Origin of the sequence: Achromobacter sp. ACM02, from assembly GCF_014851605.1 — a bacterium.
Taxonomy (GTDB): Bacteria; Pseudomonadota; Gammaproteobacteria; order Burkholderiales; family Burkholderiaceae_B; genus Achromobacter; species Achromobacter aegrifaciens.
Map to the genome: position 1 here is coordinate 81,057 of NZ_JACUZY010000007.1, position 24,971 is coordinate 106,027.

General features: G+C 67.2%; 26 protein-coding genes. 18 read left to right on the forward strand and 8 right to left on the reverse strand.

Annotation, left to right across the window (positions count from 1 at the left end; all coding sequences use genetic code 11):
- The first annotated feature begins 10 nt into the window (after nucleotides 1-10).
- The 6 genes from IB258_RS22005 to IB258_RS22030 all read left to right on the forward strand — a co-directional run bounded on the left by IB258_RS22005 (nucleotide 11) and on the right by IB258_RS22030 (nucleotide 4,179).
- Nucleotides 11-922 (forward strand): DMT family transporter, encoded by a 912-nt coding sequence (locus tag IB258_RS22005; protein ID WP_054458223.1) that lies wholly within the window; start codon nucleotides 11-13, stop codon nucleotides 920-922.
- A gap of 98 nt (nucleotides 923-1,020) precedes the next feature.
- Entirely contained in the window at nucleotides 1,021-1,767 is a 747-nt protein-coding gene (locus IB258_RS22010) for a sulfite exporter TauE/SafE family protein (RefSeq protein WP_054458222.1), read from the forward strand.
- A 71-nt stretch (nucleotides 1,768-1,838) separates the two neighbouring features.
- Nucleotides 1,839-2,063, forward strand: a complete 225-nt coding sequence (locus IB258_RS22015; RefSeq protein WP_054458221.1) for a hypothetical protein — start codon at nucleotides 1,839-1,841, stop codon at nucleotides 2,061-2,063.
- A gap of 329 nt (nucleotides 2,064-2,392) precedes the next feature.
- Nucleotides 2,393-2,605, forward strand: a complete 213-nt coding sequence (locus tag IB258_RS22020; RefSeq protein WP_008159938.1) for a hypothetical protein — start codon at nucleotides 2,393-2,395, stop codon at nucleotides 2,603-2,605.
- 148 nt (nucleotides 2,606-2,753) lie between these two features.
- On the forward strand, nucleotides 2,754-3,860 hold the full coding sequence (locus IB258_RS22025) for an AGE family epimerase/isomerase (RefSeq protein WP_192353206.1): 1,107 nt from the start codon (nucleotides 2,754-2,756) through the stop codon (nucleotides 3,858-3,860).
- Nucleotides 3,861-3,963: 103 nt separating this feature from the next.
- The gene (locus tag IB258_RS22030; protein WP_042792993.1) at nucleotides 3,964-4,179 is read left to right on the forward strand and encodes a hypothetical protein; all 216 of its coding nucleotides are present in this window, start codon (nucleotides 3,964-3,966) and stop codon (nucleotides 4,177-4,179) included.
- A gap of 127 nt (nucleotides 4,180-4,306) precedes the next feature.
- Here IB258_RS22030 and IB258_RS22035 read toward each other — a convergent pair whose 3' ends face one another.
- Entirely contained in the window at nucleotides 4,307-5,239 is a 933-nt protein-coding gene (locus tag IB258_RS22035) for a LysR substrate-binding domain-containing protein (RefSeq protein ID WP_175182130.1), read from the reverse strand.
- Between the two features lie 113 nt (nucleotides 5,240-5,352).
- Here IB258_RS22035 and IB258_RS22040 point away from each other — a divergent pair, with 113 nt between their 5' ends.
- The 8 genes from IB258_RS22040 (at nucleotide 5,353) to IB258_RS22075 (ending at nucleotide 12,316) form a co-directional block, all read left to right on the forward strand.
- Nucleotides 5,353-6,342: a tripartite tricarboxylate transporter substrate binding protein gene (locus tag IB258_RS22040; protein ID WP_054458219.1), complete on the forward strand. Its 990-nt coding sequence runs from the start codon at nucleotides 5,353-5,355 to the stop codon at nucleotides 6,340-6,342.
- Between the two features lie 2 nt (nucleotides 6,343-6,344).
- Complete coding sequence (locus tag IB258_RS22045) at nucleotides 6,345-7,214, forward strand: N-formylglutamate amidohydrolase (RefSeq protein WP_192353207.1); 870 nt, start codon at nucleotides 6,345-6,347, stop codon at nucleotides 7,212-7,214.
- Nucleotides 7,215-7,285: 71 nt separating this feature from the next.
- Entirely contained in the window at nucleotides 7,286-7,612 is a 327-nt protein-coding gene (locus IB258_RS22050) for a hypothetical protein (RefSeq protein ID WP_175160932.1), read from the forward strand.
- 130 nt (nucleotides 7,613-7,742) lie between these two features.
- The gene (locus IB258_RS22055) at nucleotides 7,743-8,774 is read left to right on the forward strand and encodes an ABC transporter substrate-binding protein (RefSeq protein ID WP_054458216.1); all 1,032 of its coding nucleotides are present in this window, start codon (nucleotides 7,743-7,745) and stop codon (nucleotides 8,772-8,774) included.
- Nucleotides 8,761-9,777: an ABC transporter permease gene (locus IB258_RS22060; RefSeq protein ID WP_054458215.1), complete on the forward strand. Its 1,017-nt coding sequence runs from the start codon at nucleotides 8,761-8,763 to the stop codon at nucleotides 9,775-9,777. The genes IB258_RS22055 and IB258_RS22060 overlap by 14 nt, the downstream gene beginning before the upstream one ends.
- Complete coding sequence (locus IB258_RS22065; RefSeq protein ID WP_119451643.1) at nucleotides 9,771-10,562, forward strand: ABC transporter ATP-binding protein; 792 nt, start codon at nucleotides 9,771-9,773, stop codon at nucleotides 10,560-10,562. The genes IB258_RS22060 and IB258_RS22065 overlap by 7 nt, the downstream gene beginning before the upstream one ends.
- Nucleotides 10,559-11,734, forward strand: a complete 1,176-nt coding sequence (locus tag IB258_RS22070) for a c-type cytochrome (protein ID WP_370539852.1) — start codon at nucleotides 10,559-10,561, stop codon at nucleotides 11,732-11,734. The genes IB258_RS22065 and IB258_RS22070 overlap by 4 nt, the downstream gene beginning before the upstream one ends.
- A 48-nt stretch (nucleotides 11,735-11,782) precedes the next feature.
- The gene (locus tag IB258_RS22075; protein ID WP_054458213.1) at nucleotides 11,783-12,316 is read left to right on the forward strand and encodes an OsmC family protein; all 534 of its coding nucleotides are present in this window, start codon (nucleotides 11,783-11,785) and stop codon (nucleotides 12,314-12,316) included.
- A gap of 9 nt (nucleotides 12,317-12,325) precedes the next feature.
- Here the strand turns inward: IB258_RS22075 and IB258_RS22080 are convergent, their stop codons facing one another.
- Nucleotides 12,326-13,168, reverse strand: a complete 843-nt coding sequence (locus IB258_RS22080) for a LysR family transcriptional regulator (protein ID WP_192353208.1) — start codon at nucleotides 13,166-13,168, stop codon at nucleotides 12,326-12,328.
- Nucleotides 13,169-13,275: 107 nt separating this feature from the next.
- Here IB258_RS22080 and IB258_RS22085 point away from each other — a divergent pair, with 107 nt between their 5' ends.
- Nucleotides 13,276-14,259: a bile acid:sodium symporter family protein gene (locus IB258_RS22085; protein WP_054458211.1), complete on the forward strand. Its 984-nt coding sequence runs from the start codon at nucleotides 13,276-13,278 to the stop codon at nucleotides 14,257-14,259.
- 24 nt (nucleotides 14,260-14,283) lie between these two features.
- On the opposite strand, the gene IB258_RS22090 is transcribed toward IB258_RS22085, so the two are convergent.
- The gene (locus IB258_RS22090) at nucleotides 14,284-14,673 is read right to left on the reverse strand and encodes a Rieske (2Fe-2S) protein (protein ID WP_054458210.1); all 390 of its coding nucleotides are present in this window, start codon (nucleotides 14,671-14,673) and stop codon (nucleotides 14,284-14,286) included.
- 51 nt (nucleotides 14,674-14,724) lie between these two features.
- The gene (locus tag IB258_RS22095) at nucleotides 14,725-16,530 is read right to left on the reverse strand and encodes an ABC transporter ATP-binding protein/permease (protein WP_192353209.1); all 1,806 of its coding nucleotides are present in this window, start codon (nucleotides 16,528-16,530) and stop codon (nucleotides 14,725-14,727) included.
- A gap of 336 nt (nucleotides 16,531-16,866) precedes the next feature.
- On the opposite strand from IB258_RS22095, the gene IB258_RS22100 reads away from it, so the two are divergent.
- The gene (locus IB258_RS22100) at nucleotides 16,867-17,694 is read left to right on the forward strand and encodes an aldo/keto reductase (protein ID WP_054458209.1); all 828 of its coding nucleotides are present in this window, start codon (nucleotides 16,867-16,869) and stop codon (nucleotides 17,692-17,694) included.
- 33 nt (nucleotides 17,695-17,727) lie between these two features.
- Here IB258_RS22100 and IB258_RS22105 read toward each other — a convergent pair whose 3' ends face one another.
- Both IB258_RS22105 and IB258_RS22110 read right to left on the reverse strand, forming a co-directional pair.
- Nucleotides 17,728-17,913, reverse strand: coding sequence for a hypothetical protein (locus IB258_RS22105; protein WP_054458208.1), 186 nt, complete (start codon nucleotides 17,911-17,913; stop codon nucleotides 17,728-17,730).
- A complete protein-coding gene (locus IB258_RS22110) occupies nucleotides 17,910-19,085 on the reverse strand; it encodes a PepSY domain-containing protein (RefSeq protein WP_054458207.1) in 1,176 nt (391 codons plus the stop codon). Before IB258_RS22110 ends, IB258_RS22105 begins: the two co-directional genes overlap by 4 nt.
- A gap of 178 nt (nucleotides 19,086-19,263) precedes the next feature.
- On the opposite strand from IB258_RS22110, the gene IB258_RS22115 reads away from it, so the two are divergent.
- Nucleotides 19,264-19,977: a metallophosphoesterase gene (locus IB258_RS22115; RefSeq protein ID WP_054458206.1), complete on the forward strand. Its 714-nt coding sequence runs from the start codon at nucleotides 19,264-19,266 to the stop codon at nucleotides 19,975-19,977.
- Nucleotides 19,978-20,014: 37 nt separating this feature from the next.
- Here IB258_RS22115 and IB258_RS22120 read toward each other — a convergent pair whose 3' ends face one another.
- On the reverse strand, nucleotides 20,015-22,612 hold the full coding sequence (locus IB258_RS22120) for a penicillin-binding protein 1A (RefSeq protein ID WP_054458205.1): 2,598 nt from the start codon (nucleotides 22,610-22,612) through the stop codon (nucleotides 20,015-20,017).
- 107 nt (nucleotides 22,613-22,719) lie between these two features.
- Nucleotides 22,720-23,520 carry a helix-turn-helix domain-containing protein gene (locus IB258_RS22125; protein ID WP_054458295.1) on the reverse strand — a complete coding sequence of 267 codons (801 nt, stop codon included), beginning with the start codon at nucleotides 23,518-23,520 and terminating at the stop codon, nucleotides 22,720-22,722.
- A 183-nt stretch (nucleotides 23,521-23,703) separates the two neighbouring features.
- Between IB258_RS22125 and IB258_RS22130 the strand changes: the two genes are divergently transcribed.
- Nucleotides 23,704-24,948: an MFS transporter gene (locus tag IB258_RS22130; RefSeq protein WP_054458204.1), complete on the forward strand. Its 1,245-nt coding sequence runs from the start codon at nucleotides 23,704-23,706 to the stop codon at nucleotides 24,946-24,948.
- The last annotated feature ends 23 nt before the right edge of the window (nucleotides 24,949-24,971 follow it).

The window sequence follows — 24,971 nt, forward strand, 5'->3', positions numbered from 1 at the left end:
TTGGGCAGTAATGAGTCAGCAGAGCACGTTGGGCAGGTTTTTGCCGCTGGTCGGCGCGGTCGCCATCTGGGGCGGCAATTGGCCCGTCATGAAGCTGGGGCTGACGCATATGAGCCCGCTGTGGCTGGCCGCCAGCCGGTTCGGCTCGGCCGCGCTGATCAGCGCGCTGGTGCTGGGCATGCTGGGCCGCCTGCGTCTGCCGACGCGGCAGGAAATGCCGCTGGTGGCGGGTGTGGCGCTGCTGCAGATGGGGGCGTTCACGGCGCTGGCGCTATGGGCGATGCAATACGTGGCGCCGGGACGCGCGTCCGTGATCGCCTACGCCACTTCCATCTGGGTGATTCCGCTGTCCTCGCTGATCCTGAAGGAGCGCCTGTCGATGGCGCAATGGCTGGCGACGGGGCTGAGCTATGCCGGCATCGCCGTCATCGTCGCGCCCGCGTTCAGCCCTTGGCAGGCGCACACGGTGGTCGGCCTGGCCATGTTGCTGGGTGCGTCCTTTGCGTGGGCCTGCAATATCATCCAGCTGCGCGGCTACCGGCATATCCGCCTGGGCGCGGACATGATTCCCTGGCAGACCGCCATCGCGGCGCTGCCGCTGGCCGCGCTGGCGTGGATGCGCGATGGCGCGCCCGTTTTCCTGGCGCAGCCCGAGGCATGGCCCGTGATCCTGTACACCGGTCCGCTGGCTACCGCGCTGACCTTCATCGTGGTGCTGGGCATGACGCAGAAGATGCCGCCGGTGGCGACCTCGATCGCCATGCTGTGCGTGCCGGTGATCGGATTGATCGTGTCGTCGCTGGTGTTCCAGGAGCGCATTTCGGCCGACCTGGCGCTGGGCTTGGCCCTGATCGGCGCCAGCGTGGCGGCGTCGGCGGCGGCGACGCGCCTGAAGCGGCCGCTGGCGCTGCGGGCTTCCTAGCCCGTCAGTACGCCGCAGGCGCGAAACCGGCCATCGGCGCGTTCTAGAATGTCGAGCGCCGGAACCGTTCCGGCTTCTCTTGCAGGCGTGCGGCGGGTATGGATTCCTTATATGTGCTGGTCGCGGCGGGCGCCATGGCCGCCGGTTTTGTGCAGGGCCTCTCGGGCTTCGGCTTCGGCATGGTGGCCATGTCGTTCTGGGCCTGGACTATAGATCCCAAACTCGCGGCTGCGATGGTGGTGTTCGGCTCGCTGACCGGCCAGTTGCTGGCCGCGTTCACGATGCGCCGCGGATTCACGATGGCGCACCTGCTGCCCTTCGTGGCGGGCGGATTGCTGGGGATTCCGCTGGGCGTCAAGCTGCTGCCCTATCTGGATCCGCTGATGTTCAAGGCGCTGGTCGGCGGACTGCTGGCGGTCTGGTGTCCGGTGATGCTGTTCGCGACGCGCTTGCCGCCTATCACGGCGGGTGGACGATGGGCCGACGGCGTGGTGGGAGCGATGGGCGGCGTCATGGGCGGCATAGGCGGCTTCACCGGCGTCATTCCGACTTTGTGGTGCACCTTGCGTCGCTTTGACCGCGACGTGCAGCGCGCGGTGATCCAGAACTTCAACCTGTCGATGTTGGTCGTGACGATGGCGAGCTATGTCTACACCGGCGTGGTGACGCGCGACATGCTGCCGCTCTTTGCGGTGATCGTGCCGGCGATGCTGGTGCCGACCTTGTGGGGCACGCGCGTCTACGTGGGCATCAGCGACGTTGCGTTTCGCCGCATCGTGCTGGGCCTGCTGACCGTTTCGGGCGTGGCGCTGCTGGCGTCGTCCTTGCCCAAGCTGCTTGCCTAGCGACTTTTACAGGTCGCCAGGGCGGGGCATGGCAACATGCTATCGTTGGGTATTCAAGAGAGAATCACCGCATGGCATTGCACCGTTTCGAGAAAGGCGAGTTGGGACATTGGCTGCGCATCGTGGCCGACAATTGCGAGCCCGGCGCTGCCCAGACTGAAGTGCCCGCCCACGTGGCGCAGGCGCTGGAGACGTTGCGTTGCATTGCAGCCGACGCCGACGGCCGCTGGCTGATCACCGAGAAGGGCAAGCTCGCCCTGCGCATGGAAGAGCCGGGCGCCATCCATTTGCGCTAACCCGCAAAATCCAATTATGTCGACAGCAGGCGCGGCCCGGGGCCGCCCTCCGCGTTTCGCCGCGTCTTGACCGTTTGGCGCGGGGATTTCCACACAATTTGCGAATGTTTTCGCAGTATTTCGCGAGTTCGCGACCAAGAGGGCCGTGCTACGGGAATTTCCTGAGACGGAATGCGCGATTTGGCTGCTTTTCGACGTATCGCGACCCACGAGTCGCCAGTAAGATGAACTTGCGTGACGTTTGCAGGTCTATTCATTTGCGCGGGGATTCTGCCCCCGCAACGTCACGCGTGGTTCACGCGTTTAGGTAACCGACTGGGAGGTAGCACATGCAGCATCGTGACCAGGAAGTTCTGATCGACGTTTCCACAGCGGCCATGGATACCGGCGGATATGGCGTACTGCTGACGGTTACGGCCGAGGGCGGCACCGAAGTGGATGCCGCGTTTTCCCACTTGGGCAACTGCGCTTCGTTGGACGAAGCACGCGATCGCGCGGAAGTATTCGCGCAGAACTGGGTAGAGGAAAACATCTTCCGATAGGGCGCCACGCCCTGGACGGAGCTGATCGGCGGGACCGGTCTGTGTGAGCATGACGCTTCGGAGAATACTCAAAGGTTTGCGACGAAAATTTCGGTTATCGTTGCTGCTCCAAAATCTGGGGCCCTCATTGGGTATGCGCCGTTCCAAGATGACTGCCGCACAGACCAACTCTTCACTTGCGGAACACATCCGCGCATTCCGCGACCATTTTGATTCCGTTGTCCTGCCCCTTTGGATGGGGCAGGGTTTCAATGGCGCGCTGGGTCTGCCTTATGAATCGCTGGACGCGGCGACGGGCGCCGCGCTGCCGGTCGAGCGCTACCGCGCCATGGCTTGCGCGCGCCAGCTCTACGTTTTTTCGGAAGCGCCGGGCGACGCTGCGGGCGCGCATGCAGATGTGCTGTTCGAATCGCTGCGGCGCGTGTTCCGCGACGAGCATCACGGAGGCTGGCGCTATAGCGTGGACGCCGCGGCGCATCCGCTCGATGACACGCAGGACCTGTACACCCACGCGTTCATCGTGCTGGCCTGCGCCGCCTATTTCCGCCGCAGCCGCAATGCCGATGCGCGCAAGCTCATGCTGTCGACTTCCTCGACCATCGAGGCGCGCTTCAAGACCGCCGACGGGCTGTATCACGCGGCGCTCAGCGCCGAGCTGAGCCAGCCTCTGCGCGCGCCCGCGCAGAATCCCATGATGCATCTGACCGAGGCCTACCTGGCCGCAGCCCAGGTTGCGGAGCCGGCGCTGTACGCGCAGCGCCTGCGCGGCCTGGCGCAAGGCATCAGCCATTTCTTCGTGCATGCGGCCTCGCAGTGCATCGCGGAAGAGCGGCAAGGCTCGGCCGGCAACCGGCTGGAGCCCGGGCATCAGTTCGAGTGGCTGTCGCTGGTGCAAGGCTCGGCCGAGGTTTTCGACGGCCTGGAGTTGACGGAGTCGCTGCCGCGCGCTGTGCGCTGGTCGCGCCGCCATGGTGTGGACGCGGGCGGAGTGGTGGCGTCGCTGGACGAGTCCGGCGCCGTGATCGACGATACGCGCCGGATCTGGGCGCAGACCGAGTACCTGCGGGTGCTCGGCGTGCTGGGCGACCTGCCCGCGCTGGAGGCCGGCCTGTCCATGTTCCGCGCGCGTTTCCTGCACCCCGGCGGCTGGTACGAATGCCTGGACGCGGAAGGAGCGGTGGTGCGCAAGGACATGCCGTCGACCTCTCCGTATCACCTGGCAACCTGCCTGGCGGCCCTGCCCACTGTTGTTTAATTGTGGCGTTAACAATATTTTTTGGATTTAGGGGCCTGATTCGATAGAAAAGTATTGGTGGAATCCCTTACAATTTAGTTACTAAAATTGTAGGGAAGCACCAATGAGCGTTATGTGCCTGGCTTGCCAACGCATTAACCCCGGGCTTGCAGGCGTTGCGCCGCATGCCCATCTGGGACACCAGGGGTTCACCAATCCCACGCAGAAAGGCCGTGAAGAAAGCCGTGAAGACCATTTCCGCTGCCTGAATTGCGGCGCGAAATGGCTGCGCGAGACCGACAAATGGGGCGTGGACCTCGGGTTCAAGCTCGCACCCTGAGCATTTTCGACCGCGCCGGCAGCATGGCGCAGACCCCCGCAGCGGGCTCCAGATCGGGAGCCCGTTTTCATTTTGTAGTATTCCCGCGCCGGGCGCCGGCAACCGGTTGTGTCCGCAGGCTAGGCGCTCAGGCTGGGCTGGCGGCGATCACGTCGGGATCCTGCCCGGCGGTTTCCAGCAGCCATCGCCGGAAACAAGCCAGCGCGTAATGGTCGCGGCGCTGGGCCGGGGCGCATAGATGGTAGCCACGGTCGATGCGGATGGGCAGGTCGGGAAACGGGGCCACCACGCGTCCGGCCTGCAGGTCGTCGCGGACCAGGCAGCGCTGCAGCACGGCGATGCCCATGTCGGCCATGACGGCGCGAACCAGGATGGAAACCTGGTCAAAGCCATTGGAAAGCTGGACCGAGGCGCGCGGCACGCCGGCGGCGGCCAGCCACTGCGCCCAGTTGTCCATGCCATTCGAGTGATACAGCAGCGGTTCCCCGAGCAGGCCGGCTGGCGTGTCCCAGAGTCCCTGCGCGCGCCGGGCCGCCAGACGGGCGGGGTGGCAGATCACGACCAACTCGCGCCCGATCACGTAGTCCACCTGCCAGCCCGGCCATTGCTCCGGCATGCCGGACAGGATGCTGGCATCGGGCGTCTCACCCGAAAAATCTTCGTTGCGGCGGTAGGCCGCGAAGCTGAGCTGGATATCCGGATGGCGCGCATGAAAGTCGGACAGGCGGGGCACCAGCCAGGCGCTGGCCAGCGTCGGCACCGTCGACAGCGTCAGGCGCAGGCGACGGTCATTGGCGCGCAATCCGGCGCTGAGCGACTCGATCTGCTGCAGCGGGCCTAGCGTGCCGTCGTACAGGCGGCGTCCGGTTTCAGTCAGGGTCAGGCCATGGGCGTTGCGATGCATCAGCGGCTGGCCGAAATGCGCTTCCAGTCGGGAAATGGCGCGGCTGACGGCGCCCTGGGTGACGCACAAGACCTCCGCGGCGCGGGTGAAGCTGCCCAGGCGTGCCGCCGTCACGAAGGCGTGCAGTTCGGACATGGAGGGCGAGTGCAGTCGCATCTAGCATGACCATTGGTAATGAAGCCGTGCAATATAGTCGTTTGAAAGGGGATCGTAAAGTTCGGACACTGGCGGCCTTGTCGACTGACCTTCAACTTTCGGAGTCATCCCCCATGTCCCGCCGCCTCCTGGGCCGGTCCGCGCGCTTCGCGCTCGCCGGCATGTTCGCCACGTTGTCCTTTGCCGGCATCGCCCAAGCTGCCGACTATCCCGCCCGCCCCATCAAGCTGGTGGTGCCGTTCGCCGCTGGCGGTTCGACCGACATCGTGGCGCGCCTGGTGGCCGAGTACGCCGGCCGCGACCTGAAGCAGACCATCGTGGTCGAGAACAAGGCTGGCGCCGGCGGTTCCATGGGCATGGAGCAGGTGGCACGCGCCACGCCCGACGGCTACACCATCGGCATGGCCACGATGAGCACGCACGGCTCGAATCCGGCCGTGTTCCGCAAGATGAACTACGACCCGGTGAAGGATTTCGTGCCGGTGGCCAACGTGGTTGCCGTGCCCAGCATCTTCGCGATCAATCCGGGCCTGCCGGCCAAGAATATGGCCGAGTTCGTGGCCCTGGCCAAGAAACAGCCGGAGCGCTATAGCTTCGCCTCGCCGGGCGTGGGCTCGCTGGGCCATGTGAACATCGAGAACTTCATGATGCTGTCCGGCATCAAGCTGCTGCACGTGCCGTACCGCGGCGCGGGTCCGGCGTTGAATGACGTGATGGGCGGGCAGGTGGACGCGATCACCGACAACCTGTCCTCGACCCTGCCGCAGGTGCAGGGCGGCAAGCTGCGCGCGCTGGCCGTGCTGGGCGCCGAACGCTCGCCGCTGTTGCCCGACGTGCCGACCTACATCGAGCTGGGATACCCCGACATGGGTACGGGCGGCTGGTTCGGCCTGGTGGCGCCCGCCGGCACCCCGCCGGCCGTGATCGAACGCCTGAACAAGGCAGTGCGCGCAGCCCAGGACGATCCGGAATTCCGCAAGAAGGCCGAGGAAGTGGGTGGTACGCTGGTGCGCACCACGCCCCAGGAATTCGAGGCGCAGATCCAGCAGGCCCTGGCACGCTACGCCAAGGTCGCCAAGACTGCCAACATTCAGGCTGATTGACGATGACCCACGCCGACTTCGACGCTGTTTCCGTACACGAGCCCACGGGCCCGGCCTTGCCGCTGGTTTGCGATTCGCCGCATAGCGGCGAGCGCTATCCCGACGATTTCGGCGCCGCGGCCACCCTGGCGCAATTGCGCCAGGGCGAGGACACGCACGTGGACGCGTTGTGGTCGGCGGCGCCGGCCCTGGGCGCGACGCTGATTGCCGCGAACTTTCCGCGCGTCTATATCGATCCCAACCGCACGCTGCAGGACCTGGACCCGGAGCTGCTGGCGCAACCCTGGCCCGAGCCGCTGGACCCGGGCGAGAAGACCCGCCTGGGCAAGGGTTTGATCTGGCGCAGGATGGACAGGTCCACGCCGATCTACGACCGCAAGCTCACGCTGGCCGAAGTGCGCCACCGCATCCAGGCGTATTACGAGCCCTACCACGCGGCGCTGTCGCAGGCGATCCAGCAGGTGCGGCAGCGTTTTGGCGCGGTCTGGCACCTGAACCTGCACTCTATGCCCAACGACGCTTACGAGCGCCTGGGCCGCAAGAGCGAGCATCCGCTGGCGGACTTTGTGCTGGGCGACCGCGACGGCACCACCTGCGAGCCGGAGTTCATCGCCCTGATCGAGACCGCTTTGCGCGGCAAGGGCTACACCGTGGCGCGCAACGACCCCTACAAAGGCGTGCAGTTGATCGCGCAGATCGGCCAGCCGGCCTTGAATCGGCACAGCTTGCAGGTGGAGATCCGCCGTCCGCTGTACATGGACGAAGCCACGCGCGAGCGCAACGCCGGCTTCGCGCCGCTGCAGGCGGACCTGTCCGACGTGCTGGCCCAGGTGGCGGCCTACGTGCGTGCGCGCCAGGCGGCGCTGGCTTAAGTTTTCCCGCGGCGGGCCGTAGTCGGTAACAAGGAACCGCGCTTTTTTGGGCGCGGCCACACGGAACCGCAATGGCTGAGAAGATCATCAACGGATTTTCGGTGCTCGCGTACGCGACCCAACCCGAGGGGCGCGTGCCGCCGCGCGCTTTCATCGAAACGCGGCGGTTGCCGAAGAAAAAGAGCCAGGCCGAACGGGACGCGCAAGCGGCAGCCCAGGCCGATGCGCCACCGGATGACGCCGTGCAGCAGGAAGCCGAGCCCGACACCCAGGCTTTCGAGATCTTCATCAGCCGACGCTTCCGCAGCACGGTCGAGGCCATGTCGGCCGCGCGCAACGCGCTGGACCGCGTCAAGCAGGTCGACGAGGACGGCGTTCCGGACCATTTGCCCGAATAGTCCAGCCCCTGGGCGGCCATGCGTCGCCCATATTGTTATCCCGACTTTGTATTTGTCTAACCCCTGAGCGCAGGTCGATGATGCCGCATGGCAATCATCGCCATTCACAGTCTGCTCAAAAGGAAGGTTGATGAATACGAACGTCCATTCCCGCGCCATCTCCACGCGGGGAATTTCGCGCCGTGCGCTGCTGCGCGCGGCAGGCGCCGCAGGCCTTGCGGCGCCGCTGGGCATGCTGGGCTCGCGCGTGCTGGCCGCCAACGCCGCACCGCGCACGTTCAAGATCGCATGGAGCCAGACCGCAGTCTGCCAATCGCCCGTGTCGGTGGCGCTGGAGCGCGGCTTCTTCGACAAGTACAACCTCAAGGTCGAACGCATCAACTTCAGCGGCTCCACCGACCAGCTGCTGGAGGCGATCGCCACCGGCCACGCCGATGGCGGCATCGGCATGGCGCTGCGTTGGTTGAAACCGCTGGAGCAGGGCTTCGACGTCAAGCTGGCGGTGGGCACGCATGGCGGCTGCATGCGCTTGCTGACGGCGCAGGATTCGCCGATCAAGAGCGTCAACGACCTGAAGGGACGCCGCGTGGCCGTGTCGGACCAGGCCAGTCCGGTGAAGAACTTCTTCGCGATCCGCGTGGCGCAGCTGGGTATCGATCCCGAATCCGTGGACTGGCGCCAGTACCCGCAGGACCTGTTCGGCGAGGTCCTGCGCAAGGGCGAGGTCGACGCCATTGCGGGTGACGATCCGCTGATCTACACGCTGCGCGAGGACAACAAGCTGCGAGAGATCGCCACCAACATCGAGGGCGATTACGAGAACCGCACCTGCTGCGTGCTGGGCCTGCGCGGCGATCTGGTGCGCAAGGATCCAGAGGCCGCCGCGGCCATTGCGCGCGCGGTGATCGACGCGCAGCGCTGGACGGCTTCCAACCCGGACGAGACCGCGCGCATCTTCGCGCCGTATGTGCCCGGCAAGGTGCCGGCCGAACGCGTGGCCGCGATCCTGCGCAGCCACAGCCATGGCCATGCCTCGACGGGCGCCGCGTTGCGCGAAGAGATCGTGGGCTACGCCCGGGACCTGAAGACGATCAAGGTGCTGAGCGCGGGTCTGGACGTCAACAAATACGCGCAAGTGGTGGTGCCCAATGTCCTCGGCTGACGTATTGCACGCCCCGGCCGCGGGCGTGAATCCGCCCGCGCGCGACTGGCGCTTGTGGAAGACCGGTATCGCCGCCGCCGCGCTGTGGGCGGGCGTGGGCGGCGTGACGCTGGCATGGCCGAACGTCGAGGTGGGCTTCTCGTCCTGGGGCTACACGCGCGAATTCGGCGCGGCGGCCTTGGCGCTGGCGTTGCTGCTGTTACTGGCGGCGGCGCCGGGGGCGGGGCAGTTGCGCGCCGTGCGCGCCTTGCACCGCGCCGGCCCCTGGCTCGCGGCCCTGGCCGTGGCGGTGGGCGCCTGGGAGATCGCGACGGCCAAGCTGGCGCTGCTACCCAGCCCGTTCTTCGCGCCGCCGCAGTCGCTGATCGAAGTCTACGTCTCCGACTACAAGCGGCTGGCCGACAGTCTGGCGAATTCGCTTTGGCTGCTGGCCAACGGCTTTCTGCTGGGCGCGGCCGCGGGTTTCCTGACCGGGGTCGCGATCGGCTGGTCGCGCGGCCTGGGCTATTGGGTGCATCCGGTGCTGCGCTTCCTGGGGCCGGTGCCTTCCACGGCCTTGCTGCCTATGGCGTTCTTCTTCTTTCCGTCGAGCTGGTCGGCAGCGGTCTTCCTGATCGCCCTGGCCACCTGGTTTCCGGTCACGGTGCTGACCTGGTCGGGCGTGGCGGGCGTCAACCGGGCCTACTACGACGTGGCGCGCACCATGGGCGCCAATGAGTGGTTCCTGGTGCTGCGCGTGGCGATTCCGGCGGCCTTGCCGCAGGTCTTCGTGGGCCTGTTCATGGGCCTGGGCGCCTCGTTTTCGGTGCTGGTGGCGGCCGAGATGATGGGCGTGAAGTCCGGGCTGGGCTGGTACCTGTCATGGGCCCAGGGCTGGGCGTCCTACGCCAACATGTACGGCGCGCTGATCGTGATGGCGCTGGTGTTCTCGGGCCTCATTACTTTGCTGTTCCTGGGGCGCGACCGCCTCCTGGCCTGGCAGAAGGGAGTCGTGAAATGGTAGCGGCAGCGGTGCCTGACAAGCGGGATGCGGCCGGCGCCGCATTGGCCGTGCGCGGCGTGAACCATCACTTCGACCTGGACGGCGCGCAACTGCCGGTGCTGGACGGCATAGACCTGGACGTGAAGCCGGGCGAGTTCGTCGCCCTGCTGGGCCCCAGCGGCTGCGGCAAGTCGACGCTGCTGCGCCTGGTGGCGGGCCTGGAGCCGCCCGCCGCGGGCGGCCTGCTGGCGGACGGCGAGCCGATCACGGGGCCTTCGCCTTCGCGCATCGTGGTGTTCCAGGACCCCACGCTATATCCGTGGCGCACGGTCTGGGACAACGTGGCCCTGGGACTGCAGGCGCGCGGGCTGTTGAAGACGCAGCGCAGCCGGGTGGACGAGGCCTTGCAGCGCGTGGGCCTGAAGGCGTTCAGCCAGGCCTATCCGCATCAGCTGTCCGGCGGCATGGCGCAGCGCGCCGCGCTGGCGCGGGCGCTGGTCAACGATCCGCGCATCCTGATCCTGGACGAGCCGCTGGGCAAGCTGGACTCGCTGACCCGCATCGCCATGCAGTCCGAACTGGTGGACCTGTGGCAACGCGAAGGCTACACGGCCTTGCTGGTCACGCACGATGTGGAGGAGGCGCTGTTCATGGCCACGCGCATCGTGGTGCTGAGCGAGCGGCCGGCGCGGATCAAGGACGAAATCGTCAACGACCTGCCGTACCCCAGGCATCGCGGCGATCCGCGCCTGGCCGCGTTGCGCCATCGCGCGCTGGCCTTGTTGGGGCTGGATGCGACGTGGTGAGCATCGTGCAACGCCGGCCGGCGGATGCCGCTGGCGCGGCGCGGTGGGCCCGGCGGCGCATGGCGGCGCTGTTGACGGTCGGCTTGGCCGCATTGGCGTTGGCCCTGGGCGCCGCGGTCTGGCGCTCGCTGGGCCAGGCTCCGGCATTGGCGTATTGGCCATTCGCGTGGCGCTACGACCCGGACCTGCCCGTCAGCCCGCACACGTGGCGCCAGCTTTGGCTGGCGCTGGCGCAGTCGGCGGCGGCGCTGGCGTTGCTGTGCGGCGCGCTGTTCGCCAAGCGCCGCCGGCTGGCATGGCTGGGCGCCGCCGTCGCGCTGGCGCTGCTGACTGACTGGCCGAACCCGCGGATGTTGCTGGTCGAGGCGCACAGTTCTTCCTATCAGCGGTCGCCGTTGCCGTTTTCCGATGCCAATCTGTTGCAGGGCGGACGGCTGTACCAGGCGCATTGCGCCGCATGCCACGGCGCGGCGGCAGATGGGCGGGGCGAGCGCGCCGCCAGCCTGCCGGTGTGGCCCAGCGTGCTGGGACCGGCCCTGTTCCAGAACAGGCTCGAAGGCGAGCTGCACTGGCGCATCGCGCAGGGCGGCCAGGAACCGGCGGCCAACCCCGCGATGCCGGCGTTTGGCGCAATGCTGAACACGGAAGAGATCTGGCAGGTGCTGGACTATCTGCGCCTGCGGGCCTATGGCGTCAGCGGCGGCAGCGGCATGCCGGCGGTCGCCGCACCCGTCGTGGCGCTTGCCTGCCGCGACGGCCGGGCGACGCGGCTGAGCGGTTTGCGCGGCTTGCCCCTGCGTGTGATGGCCTACGCGCAGGGCGCGGCCGAGGAACCGCAGGATCCACGCCTGCTCACCGTAGCGCTGACGCGTGGCCACACACAGAGCGTAGACGCGGATTGCGTGGCGGCAGGCGTAGAGGCCTGGAACGCCTATGCGCTGGCAGCCGGCGTGTCTCCTGACGAGCTGGCGGGCGCGCAGTTCATGGTCGACCGCCAGGGCTGGCTGCGCGCGCGCCGCCTGCCAGGCGCGGCTCCGGCGTGGACCAGCGCGGACGATGTCTGTGGGCCGGGAGGACGGATGGAGGGAGCGACGGCCCGCGGGCTGGGCCAACTATTGCAGGCGATGGATCGTGCGCCCATCGCCATTCCGGATATGCGCCGCGAACATTGACTGCGGCGCTTGCCCAAGCACATATCAACCCCAAGCGAGGTCTGCAACATGAGTACGTTGAACGAATACCTGGGCCAGAAACGCGAGGCCGTGCTGGCGCGCAACGCGCGCGATCCGCACACCGTGACGCCGGTGAAATTGCGCGCACAGGTCAGCGCCGAAGGCCGCAGCGGCGTGCGCCGCATCCGGATCCGCGATCACCAGGTGGTCAGCGACAGTCCCGCGGATTTCGCGGGCTATGACCTGGGACCGAGTTCGCCCGAGCTGCTGCTGGGATCGCTGGGCAGTTGCCTGACGCATATCTTCCTGATCAAGGCGGCCGAACTCGAATTGCCGCTGGAGTCGCTGCAGGTGGAGATCGAAGGCGACCTGGACCCGCGCGGCGGCAAGCCGGGCTATGAGCAGGTGCCATTCTTTCCGCACAACATCCGCTATACCGCGCACATCGTGTCGCCGGCCGACGAGAGCGCGGTGCGCGCCGTGCATGAGGCGGTGGAGCAATGGTGCCCGATCCTGAACCTGCTCAAGCAGCCGCAGCCGCTGGAAGGCCGCGTGCAGCACACCCGCTCGGCGGCGCAATAAGCAAAGGCCTCAAGTCAGCGTGCTGCGCATCAGGATCTCGGTCAGCGCGCGCGTGGGCTTGTTGGGCGCGGGCGCCGAGATCACGATGAATTCCACCTGCGGCAGCGCGGGCAGTTGCGCGGCGCCTGCTGGCGCGGCAAGGCCGAGCGTGGACAGGTGCGAAGGCTGCACCGTGATGCCCAGGCCGGCGCGGGCGGCCGCCTGGCAGCCCGCATAGCTGGTGCTGGTGCAGACGATCTGCCAACTGCGGCCGGCGCGGGCCAGCGCGTCCAGCGTCAGGCCGCGGGTCACGCTGGGTTCGCGCAGCAGGATCAGCGGCAGCGGTTCGTCCGGCGCCACCCACAGGCCTTCCTTGGCCTGCCACAGCAGGGCTTCCTTGTGCAGGGTCTGGCCGCGGCGGTCGCCCTTGCGGCGCTTGCCTATCATGACGTCCAGGCCGTTGTCGTCCAGCAGCTTGTAGAGCTCGCTGGTGACGCCGATGGTCAGGTCCAGTTCGACCTCCGGGTGGGCCAGCCGGAAGGCGGCCAGCACGTCGGGCAGAGGTCCCATTGCCAGATCGTCCGAGGTGCCCAGGCGCACGCGCCCGCGCAGGCGCGGGGCGTCGAACAGGCGCTCGGCCCGCTCGTGCGCGTCCAGGATGATCTGCGCATGCACCAGCAGGCTGCGGCCGTCGCTGGTGAGCGCGAGCGAATGCGTGTCGCGCTGGAACAGACGCCGGTTCAAGGCCTGTTCCAGCTGGCGGATGTGTTCGCTGACCGTGGGCTGGGTCAGGCCCAGGCGCCGGGCGGTCTCGGTGAAGCTGGGCGCGGCGGCGGCCGCGGCGAAGGTCTTGAGCCACAAGGGATTGAGCATAGCGGCCTGGTCATAGGAAAGTCCGATGACAGTTAAAGTACCCAGTGGGCTTCACGATGGCAAGCGCCGTGCCTATAGTTTCCGCAATCCCTACGGAAATCTTTGCCATGCGCCGCTTCCTGCCCGACCAATTCACGCTCATCCTGATCGCCACGGTGGTCTTCGCCAGCTTTTTCCCTGCCGTGGGCAAGGGCGCGGCGTTCATGACCGTGGCCAGCAACATCGCCATTTCGCTGCTGTTCTTTCTGCACGGCGCCAGGCTGTCGACGGACGCCATCGTGGCTGGCGTGAAGGACGTGCGCCTGCACGCGCTGATCCTGGCTTGCACCTTCCTGCTGTTTCCGGCGCTGGGGCTGGGCCTGCGGGCGCTGTTTCCCGGCCTGTTGACGCCTTCGCTGTGGCTGGGCGTGCTGTTCGTCTGCACTCTGTCTTCCACCGTGCAGTCGTCTATCGCCTTTACCTCCATGGCGCGCGGCAACGTACCGGGCGCGATCTGCGCGGCCACGGCTTCCAACCTGCTGGGTACCGTGCTGACGCCGCTGCTGGTGGCGGTGCTGCTGCACCGCCAGGGCGGAGGCCACGGGCTGGCCGACGCCGGCCGCATCCTGTTGCAGCTGTTGTTGCCGTTCGCGGTGGGCAGCCTGCTGCGGCCCTGGATCGGCGCCTGGGCCCAGCGCAACAACCGCACGCTGTCGAAAGTGGACCGCAGCTCCATCCTGCTGGCCGTCTACACGGCGTTCAGCGAGGCGGTGGCGCAGGGTATCTGGCACGCGTTCCCGGCCATCGACCTGGCGTCCATGGTGCTGGTGAACGCCTTGCTGCTGGGAACGGTGCTGCTGGTCACGACCTGGGGCAGCCGCAAGCTGGGGCTGTCCAAGGAAAACGAGATCACGCTGGTGTTCTGCGGCTCGAAGAAGTCGCTGGCCTCGGGCATTCCGCTGGCCACGGTGCTGTTCGGCACCTCGCAGATGGGCGTGGTGGTGCTGCCGCTGATGATCTTCCACCAGATGCAGCTGATGGTCTGCGCGGTGCTGGCGCGCCGCTACGCGGAGCGGCAGGCGCCGGCTGAAGCGGCGGCGGCGCGGGCTTGAAGTCTCTTGCTTGAGCGTAGCCCCCTAGGCGGGCGTATCTTCCAAAGGGCGGATCTTGCCGGCCGGCTGCCAGTAGACCGCGCCTTCGCGTTCCTCGACCGTCAGCACGGTCAGGCGGCCGTTCTTACAGGGGCCGCCCACGCATAGCCCGGTGTCCGGCTGGTAGGTGGCGCCGTGGCGCGCGCACATGATCAGGTCGCCGGCGCGGGTGAAGAAGCTGCCTTCCCAATCCAGTTCCACGCCCACGTGGGCGCAGCGGTTCAGATAGCCGTGCACGCGGTCCTGGTAGCGCACGAAGAAGGCCGTGGTGCGGCCGGCGGCATCTGACACGGGGATCTTCACGCCCAGGCCGCCGTTGGCGAGGTCGGAGGAAGCGCAGACGCGGACGGCGGGGACGGGGGCTGAATCCTGCATGGTGGGCCTGGAAATCAAAGGGTGCGATGTTCGGACAGGGGCGCGGGCTTGTCAATCCGGCGAGCCGGTCAGGGCGCTTTGCTGCTGGCGGGCCCACATGCCGGCGTAGATGCCGTCCTGCGCCAGCAGTTGGGCATGGCGGCCGCGCTCGACGATGCGGCCTTCGGCCAGCACGATGATCTCGTCCGCGTCCGCCACCGTGGACAGGCGGTGGGCGATGATCAGCGTGCTGCGGCCCTGGCTGACTTCGCGCAGATTGGCCTGGATTTCGCGTTCGGTGTGGGTGTCCAGAGCGCTGGTGGCTTCGTCGAACAGGAAGATGGGCGGGTTCTTCAGGATGGTCCGGGCGATCGCCACGCGCTGCTTCTCGCCGCCGGACAGCTTCAACCCGCGTTCGCCCACCATGGTCTGGTAGCCGTCCGGCATGGCCATGATCAGATCGTGGATATGGGCCAGGCGCGCCGCCGCCTGGATCTCTTCCTCGCTGGCGCCGGGGCGGCCGTAACCGATGTTGTAGAGGATGGTGTCGTTGAACAGCACGGTGTCCTGCGGCACGACGCCGATCGCGGCGCGCAGGCTGGACTGCGTCACGTTGCGCACGTCCTGGCCGTCGATGAGGATCGCGCCGCCGTCGGCGTCGTAGAAGCGGAACAGCAGGCGCGCGATGGTCGATTTCCCGGCGCCGGACGTACCGACGACGGCCACGGTCCTGCCGGCGGGGATGGTGAAGCTGACGCCCTTCAGGATGGGGCGGCGCGCGTCGTAGCCGAAATGCACGTCGCGGAACTCCACCGCGCCGCCCGCCACGCGCAGGGGCTGGGCATCGGGCCGGTCGGCCACCTCGCGGTCCTGTCCCAGCAGTTCGAACATGCGCTCCATGTCGATGATGGCCTGCTTGATTTCGCGGTAGACGAAGCCGAAGAAGCTCAGCGGCTGGTACAGCTGCAGCAGGTAGGTGTTGACCAGCACGAAATCGCCCAGCGTGTAGCGGCCTTCGGCGATGCCGGTGGCGGCCATCCACATGACCAGGGTCAGGCCCACCGAGATGATGGCGGCCTGGCCGATGTTGAGGATGGACAGGCTGACCTGGCTGCGCACGGCGGCGCGTTCATAGCGCTTTAGCGACGCGTCGTAGCGGCGCGCTTCGTGTTCCTCGTTGCCGAAGTATTTGACCGTTTCGTAGTTCAGCAGGCTCTCGATGGCTTTGGTGTTGGCCTCGGAGTCGGTTTCGTTCATCTGGCGCCGGAACTTGGCGCGCCATTCCGTGACCAGCAGCGTGTACGCCATGTACAGCGTGACGGTGGCGCCCGTGGCCAGCGCCAGCCAGATGTCGAACATCTTCCACAGCACCACGCAGACCAGCCCGATTTCGAAGAAGGTCGGCAGGATGCTGAAAAGCAGGAACGACAGGAGGGTCTGGATGCCCTTGGTGCCGCGCTCGATGGCGCGGTTCAGGCCGCCGGTCTGGCGCGTCAGGTGAAAGCGCAGCGCCAGCGCATGCAGGTGGCGAAAGACCTGCAGGCCAACCGCGCGGATGGCGTGCTGCCCGACGCGCGCGAAGATGGCGTCGCGCAGTTCCGAGAACAGCAGCGAAAGCACCCGGGCCGTGCCATAGGCCAGGATCAGGCCCAGCGGCACGGTGACGGAACCCGGGGCGCCCTGGCCCAGCTCGTCGATGGCGTGCTTGTACAGCAGGGGGACATAGACCGTGGCCACCTTGGCCGCGAACAGGCACAGCAGGGCCGCGATCACCCGCGTTTTCAGGCCCGTCTCGCCGGGCGGCCAGAGATAGGGAAAGAGCGTGCGCAGGGTGGAAAAGCCGCCGCGGCGCGCGGGCCGCGTGTCAGGAGCGTTCATGGTCTTGGGGGGATGCATGGGCCGTCGGGCCGTCGGAAGCGCATTATCGGCCACAGGCTGCAATTCTGTCGCAGCACCGCGCCCAGGGGCGGAAACGCCTGCTTTGGCAGAGGGGATTCAGGGATTTTGCGGCTCTGGGGGTAATATCGGCCTCACGACCCCTGGGATGTTTAGACCTCTCCCGGGGGTTTTCAATCCGGCATGGTGACTCGGGCGCAGCCTGGCGGGCCCGTTCTTTACTGTCTCAACCAAGGATGAAGCCTGGCTGCCCCTTGGTTGCGCGACCCGGCGCATATTCGCCGCGCGGACGTCGCGTCGCAAGCTACGGAGGGTCTTATGGCGAAAGTACCGGCAATGCAATTGAACGACGGCGGCAAGATTCCCCAGCTGGGCCTGGGCGTCTGGCAGGTGCCGAACGATCAGGCCGCCGCAAGCGTGAAAGAGGCGCTGGCGGCAGGCTACCGCTCGGTGGACACTGCGGCCATCTACGGCAACGAGGCTGGCGTGGGCGCGGGCTTGCGCGCGGCCGGCGTGGCGCGCAAGGATCTGTACGTCACGACCAAGCTCTGGAACGACAGGCACGGCTACGACGAGGCCCATAAGGCCATGGACGAGAGCCTCGAAAAGCTGGGCCTGGCCTACGTGGACCTGTACCTGATTCACTGGCCCGTGGCCGGCAGCACGAAGTTCCTGGACGCCTGGAAGGCCATGGTCGAAATGAAGGAAGACGGCCGCGCGCGCTCGATCGGCGTGTCCAACTTCACCCAGGCCAACCTGGAGCGGCTGCTCGACGCGTCCGGCGTGACGCCGGCCGTGAACCAGGTCGAACTGCACCCAGGCTTCACGCAGCAGGCGCTGCGGGCCTTCCACGCCAAGCACGGCATCGCGACGGAGTCATGGAGCCCCTTGGCCCAGGGCGGCGTGGCCAAGGACAAGGTCATCCTGGAACTGGCCAGGAAGCACGGCAAGTCGCCCGCCCAGGTGACGCTGCGCTGGCATCTGCAGCACGATCTGATCGTGATCCCGAAGTCGGTGACGCCCGCCCGCATCCGCGAGAACATCGACGTCTTTGACTTCGAACTGTCGGCGGCCGACATGGCCGCCATCGACGGCATCAAGGAAGGCGCGCGCCTGGGGCCGGACCCCGAGACCTTCGGCAAATAATGCCGCACGCCGGCACGGAACTGGCGGTCGCGCCTAGCGCTGCAGCGGGAATACCCAGTAGCGCACGATGACCGCCAGCAGGATGGCCAGGGCGATCCAGGACGCCCAGTGCCAGCCTCCCGTGCCCAGCAACGCGGCCAGCAGGCCGAACACGCTGAGCACGCCCAGCAGGATCGGCGCGCCCCAGACAAACATGAAACCACGGGCCGTCTTGCTCATGCGGGAGTCCTTTTCGGGATGGCGGCGGCCTGGTGCTTGCGCACGAGTTCGGCGATGCGCGCCTCGGTGGCGCGGCGGCGGGCCAGCCAGAGATAGAGGCCGCTGACCAGCACGATGATGGTAATGACGTCCAGCAGCGCCCAGATGATCTTCAGCGGCATGCCGCCGTAATCGCCGAAATGCAGCGGCCGCGACAGTTCCAGCGCGGTCAGGTACCAGGGCATCTTGGCCACGGTGGTCAGTTCGCCGGTCTTGCCGTCCACCAGCACAGGCGTGTTCAGCTTGGAGGTGAGCGGCGTGTCGCCGCGCATCCAGGTGATGTAGTGGTGGGGACTGCCGAAGGCATTGCCGGGAAAGGCGATGAACGACACCTCGTTGCCGGGCAGGGCCTTCCTGGCCGTGTCGGCGGCGCCCTGGGCCGAGGCCAGCTCGGTGGGTACGTTCTGGCCCTTGTAGGGTTCCAGGATGCGCACCAGTTCGGTGGACTGCCACAGGCGGAATAGCGGCGTGGAGAGTTCGTTGATCACGCCGGTCACGCCCACCACGAAGGCCCAGACCAGCGTCACGATGCCCAGCAGGTTATGCAGATCCAGCCACTTCAGGCGCGTGGAGCGGGAGGCGCGCACCGTGCCGAATTCCAGCTTTTTCATGAAGGGGCCGTAGAGCACCACGCCGGACACGATTGCGACGCAGAACAGCAGCCCCATGAATCCCAGGAACAACTCGCCGGGCAGGCCCGCGAACAGGTCCACGTGCAGCGCCAGCATGATGCCCATGAAAGAAAACTTGTCCTCCGTGTACAGCGGACCGTCCAGCAGCACGTCGCCGGTGCGCGCGTCCATGCGCACGGCGTGGCCGGACACCTGGCCGTCGCCGGGCGTTTTCGCCATGCCCACATAGACCTGAGGTTCGTCGGGATCGAAGAACAGATAGTCGACGACCTCGCCCGGATACATGGCGCGGGCGCTGTCGACCAGCTTGTCCAGGTTGGCGCGCGGGGTCGAGGCAGGGACGTCGGACAACGGCTTGCCGTCGTCGAGCCAGTGTTCGATCTCGTGGTGGAACACCAGCGGCAAGCCGGTAAGACAGATGACGAGCAGGAAGATCGTGCAGACCAGGCTGGTCCATTTATGGACCAGATACCAGGTTTTGATGGTGGACGCGGCAGTCATGGGGGAGGGCGGGGCCCTTGCAGGCGCGGATTGGGGAAAACTGAATATTATCGCGAATAATATCGATTCTCGTAACCAAATTTTGACCACGGCGCGGCAAAGGGGGACAGACGGAGCGGCGTGAAAGCGGGTTAAAAAGAGGGATCGAGCATCAACCAGTGGTAGCCCCCGGATCATCATGGAGCAGCGTTTTCTCAAAGTCCCGCGCAACGAGCTAGGCCGCGATTTCGCGGTGGGCGACCTGCATGGGCATTTTTCCCGCCTGCAGGAAAGCCTGGACGAGCTGGGCTTCGACCCGTCCCGGGACCGCCTGTTTTCGGTCGGCGACCTGGTGGACCGGGGGCCGGAAAGCGAGGCCGCGCTGGAGTGGCTGGCGCGGCCGTGGTTCCACGCGGTTCAGGGCAATCACGAGGATTACGCGATCCGCCACGTGCGCACGGGGCAGGTGGACGTGGACAACTGGCGCGGCTACGGCGGCGGCTGGTTCCTGGACCTGCCTTCTGATCGCCAGCAGGTCTTTGCCGAGGCTTTCGCGCAATTGCCCATTGCCATCGAGGTCGAAACCCTGGACGGCGCCGTGGGGCTGCTGCACGCGGATTGCCCGGTGCTGTTCTGGCCGCGGCTGGAATCCGCCTTGCAGGACCGCTACCGGCGCACCAGCGCCGCCTGCCAGTGGTCGCGCGACCGCCTGCGGCAGATGGACCGCACCGGCATCCGCGGGGTGCGGGCAGTGGTGGCCGGGCACACGCCGGTGCCGGCGCCGCTGCTGCTGGGCAACGTCTACCACATCGATACCGAGGGCTGGAAATCCGGCTACTTCACCTTCCTGGACCTGGAATCCCTGCGGGCCTGGCCACGCGAGGTCGTGACCGAACTCGCGGAGCAGGAATAGCCAGGCCTGGATTCCCGGCGGCCGGCGCCGGCCGCGGTCAGAGCGGCCGGGCGGCCACCGGTCCGGCACCGCTGACGGCGCTGGCGCGGGCGGGCGTGTCGGCGTCCACGCGCGGCACGGGGATGGGCGGGATGGCAGGCGGCGCGTTGCCTGCCGGTGCGCCGCCCGCGGGGGCCACGGGAACCGGCAGGGCCACCGGCGGTTGGGCCGGACTGCTTTGCGGCATTGCGCCGCCGCCGGGCGGCAGGGGTTTGACCGAGGTGTCCACGCCGTCCGTCGAACGGTTGTTGTTCAGGAAATCGGTCAACGCGTCGCCCGAGGACAGGTCCAGCGAGGCCACGGCCTGGCCCGGCGGGAATTCCGAGAAATAGTATTCGCCGTTGTCCACGATCAGGCCGTCCGGCCGCGGCGCGGGCTTGGCTTCGGGCACGCCTTTCAAGGCCGGCTGCATGTAGTCCAGCCAGGTGCTCAGGGCCAGGCCGCTGCCGAATTCGTTGGTGCCCAGCGACTTGGGCTGGTCAAAGCCCATCCAGACGGTGGTGGCCAGGCTGGGCGTGAAGCCCGAGAACCACACGTCCACGGCCTCGTTGGTGGTGCCGGTCTTGCCGCCGATGTCGTTGCGCTTGAGCACCTGGTGCGCGCGGGCGGCGGTGCCGCTGACCGTGACGCCGCGCAGGATGTCGTCCATGACCCAGGCGGTGCGGGGATCGATGGCGCGCGCCAGGGCGTCGCCGGCGACGACAGGCTGGGCCTGCATCAGCACGTTGCCCGAGCGGTCGGTGACGCGGTCCACCAGATACGGGGTGACGCGGTAGCCGCCGTTGGCGAACACGCTGTAGCCGTTGACCACTTGCAGCGGCGTGGCGCCGCCCGCGCCCAGCGCCAGCGGCAGCACGGCCGGCCAACGCGACTTGTCGAAGCCGAAGCGGGTCAGGTAGTCCTGCGCATATTGCGGCGAGATGGCCTGCAGGATGCGGATCGACACCATGTTCTTGGACCGCATGAGGCCCTGGCGCAGCGTCAGCATGGGCTCGTACTTGTTGCCGTCGTTCTTGGGCTGCCAGGCCTTGGAGCCGGTCTGCTCCGCGGTCAGCATGAAGGGCTGGTCGGAGATCTGCGTGGCCGGGGTCAGGCCGCGTTCCAGCGCCGCCGCGTAGACGAAGGGCTTGATGTTGGAGCCGGGCTGGCGCCAGGCCTGCGTCACGCGGTTGAAGCCGCCGCGGTTGTAGTCGAAGCCGCCGATCATGGCGCGCACGGCGCCGTCCTGGGGCACCATCGAGACCAGCGCCGCCTGCAGCGTCGGCATGTTGATGATTTCCCAGCTGTCGCCGTTCTTGTGGATGTAGACGACCGAGCCGCGGCGCAGCCGCTGGCTGTCGCTGGCCTTGGGGTTGAGCGCGCGCGCCACCACTGCCAGCGCCTTCTTGTCGCTGATGGTGATGATGTCGCGCGCGCTGCGCGCCAGCGTCACTTCGGTGGGGCTGGCGGCCAGCACCACGGCGGTCAGCAGGTCTTCGCTGTCAGGCGTCTTTTCCTGCACGCCGTCGAGGATTTCATCCAGCGCGGCCGGGTCCTTTTCGACGCCCTCGGGCAGGTCGATCTGGTCCTCGGGGCCCGGATACACGGCGCGGCGCGTGTAGTCCAGCACGCCGTCGCGCACGGCGCGGTAGGCGGCTTCCTGGTCCTTGGAATCGATGGTGGTGTAGACGTCGATGCCCTTGGTGTAGGTCTGTTCCTGGAACACGCCGTACATGAGCTGGCGCGCCAGTTCGGCCGGGTAGTCGCCGTGGATCGCGAAGCCGCGCGCGCTGGCGCCGTCCGCGCCGCGAATCGTCAGGCGCTGCTTGAGCGCCTCGTCGGCCTGTTCGGGCGTGAGATAGCCCAGCGTCTTCATGCGGCCCAGCACGTAGTGCTGACGGATCTCGGCGCGCGGGAAATTGGTGATGGGGTTGAAGCGCGACGGGGCCTTGGGGATGCCGGCGAGCATGGCGGCCTCGGCCGGCGTGACTTCCGACAGGGGCTTGCCCAGATAGGTGCGCGAGGCGGCCGCGAAACCGTAGGCGCGGTGGCCCAGGTAGATCTGGTTCATGTAGAGCTCAAGGATCTGGTCCTTGGAGAGCTCGGATTCGATCTTGAACGTCAGCAGCAATTCATAGAACTTGCGCGAATAGGTCTTTTCCGACGACAGGTAGAAATTGCGCGCCACCTGCATCGTGATGGTGCTGCCGCCCTGGCTCTTGGAGCCCTTGACGAGGTTGGTCACGACCGCGCGCGCCACCCCCATCCAGTCGACGCCGCCGTGGCTGTAGAAGCGGTCGTCCTCGGCTGCCAGCACCGCCTGGCGCATCACGGGCGGGATCTCGTCAAAGCGCAGCACGTTGCGGTGCTCTTCGCCGTACTCGCCGATCAGGACCTTGTCCGCCGTATAGATGCGCAGCGGCACCCGCGGACGGTAGTCCGTCATGGCGTGCAGGTCGGGCAGGCTGGGCCAGGCCAGGGCCAGCGCCAGGCCGAGCGCGATGCCGCCGCACACGGCGGCGCCGCCGGCGGCTACGCCCGCCTTGACGAGAATGCGTTTCCAGGGGAGGCCCGGTTTGCCGCCCGGGGTGGCGGAGGATTGCTGGGGGGTGCTCATTGCAGGCGATTCTAGGGCAGAACACGATGGACCGCCCAGAGGGTCATAAGGTTTCAGTAACTAAACATGAATTGCGTCGCGAGTGACGGCAAATCCGGTTGCAGGCGTCAGCCATTGTTCAGGTAGCGTTGGGGCGGCGCGCCCAGCGCACGGTGGAACATGGCCGAGAAGGCGCTGGCGCTGCGGTAGCCCAGGTCAGCGGCGATGCGCGCGACCGGCACGCCCTGCGACAGCCGGCACACCGCCTCGGCCAGCCGGACCTGCTGGACCCACTGCCGGTAGTTCAGCCCCAGTTCGGCCTGGAACAGGCGGATCAGCGTGCGGGCGCTGGCGCCGACTTCGTCGCCCCAGTCCTCGATGCCGCGCTGCAGCCCCGGATCGTCCAGGATCGCCGCGCAGATGGTCTGCAGACGCCGGTCGCGCGGCCAGGGGATCTGTAGCGGCGCGACGCGTGCGGCGGCCAGCTCGGAAAGCAGCAGGGCGGCGACCTGCCCGGCGCGGCCGTCCAGCGGATAGTCGATGGGTTCGGCGGTCAGCGCCAGGATCAGCTCTCGCAGCAAGCCGCCGACCTCGACCACCTGGCATTGCGGCCAGTAGCCGCGGGCGGTCTCGGCTTCGAGATAGAGCGAACGCATGGACACCGCGCCCACCATGTCCACGCCATGCGGCACGCCCGCCGGCACCCACAGCGCGCGCAGCGGCGGCAGGGCCCAGAAGCCGCTGGGCGTGGTGACGCGCATGACGCCTTCGACCGCGTAGACCAGTTGCGCGCGCGGATGCGAGTGGGTGCCCGTGCGGGTGCCTGGCAGGAATTCCTTGGCCATGGCCGTCACGGCGCGCGGCCGGTGCTGGTAGTCCTGCGGATTGACGCTGCGGGCGGGGTCGGGCAAAAGGAGTCGGGCGGGCATGCGTGTCACTTCCGGCATAAGGATGAGTTGGGCGGCTCAGGGCTGGTTTGCGTATTTTGTCACCATATTTTGTCACTTGAGCGACGAAAATTGGCAGATCGGTTCCGTCCCGGATTCCTACACTGGGTATTGGTCCGGCGTGGCGCTGGACATGTCCATCCCCCTTACTTGCGTCCATCGCCCATGAATCCCCCTCAGAACTCCGCCGCCGGCGTCGCCGACGCCAATCCGGTCCCGCCGTCCGCCGCTTCCTCGGACCCATCCACTGCCTTCAAGGTGCTGGGCGCGATCAGCGTGGCGCACCTGATGAACGACATGATCCAGTCGATCCTGTTGGCCATCTATCCCATGCTGAAGGATTCATTCAGCCTGTCGTTCGCGCAGATCGGGCTGATCACGCTGGTCTATCAGCTCGCGGCCTCGCTGCTGCAGCCCTTCATCGGTTTCTATACGGACCGCAATCCCAAACCGTACTCGCTGCCGGTGGGCATGGGCTTCACCCTGGTGGGGCTGTTGCTGCTGTCGATGGCGCCGTCGTTCGGCTGGCTGCTGGTGGCCGCGGTGCTGGTGGGCACGGGCTCGTCGGTGTTCCACCCGGAATCCTCGCGCGTGGCGCGCATGGCCTCCGGCGGACGCCACGGCCTGGCGCAGTCGCTGTTCCAGGTGGGCGGCAACGTGGGCTCGGCGCTGGGGCCGCTGCTGGCCGCGCTCTTCATCATCCCGCACGGGCAGCGCAGCGTGGCCTGGTTTTCGCTGGCGGCGCTGTTCGGCATCGTGGTGCTGACCGGCATCGGGCGCTGGTACAGCGCCAACCGCGTCCTGCTCAAGCCGCGCGCGCGGCGCGAGGGCGCGGGCAACGGGCTGTCGCGCAACCAGGTGCTGGGCGCGCTGGCGGTGCTGGGCGTGCTGGTGTTCTCCAAGTATTTCTACCTGGCCAGCCTGAACAGCTATTTCACGTTCTACCTGATCGACAAGTTCGCGCTGTCGGTGCGCGAGGCGCAGCTCTACCTGTTCCTGTTCCTGGCCGCGGTGGCGGTAGGCACGGTGGTGGGCGGACCGGTAGGCGACCGCATCGGCCGCAAGATCGTGATCTGGGTGTCCATCCTGGGCGTGGCGCCGTTCACGCTGCTGCTGCCCTATGTGAACCTGTTCTGGACCGGCGTGCTGGTGGTGATCATCGGCATGGTGCTGGCCTCGGCGTTCTCGGCCATCGTGGTCTATGCGCAGGAGCTGGTGCCGGGCAAGGTGGGGATGATCGCCGGACTGTTCTTCGGCTTTGCCTTCGGCATGGGCGGCGTGGGCGCCGCGGCGCTGGGCAAGCTGGCTGATGCCACCAGCATCGGCTATGTGTACCAGGTCTGCGCCTATCTGCCCTTGCTGGGCGTGGTGGCGATCCTGCTGCCGAATGTGGAGAAGGCGCGCCGCTGAAGGCGGGCGCCGGGGCTGGCGCC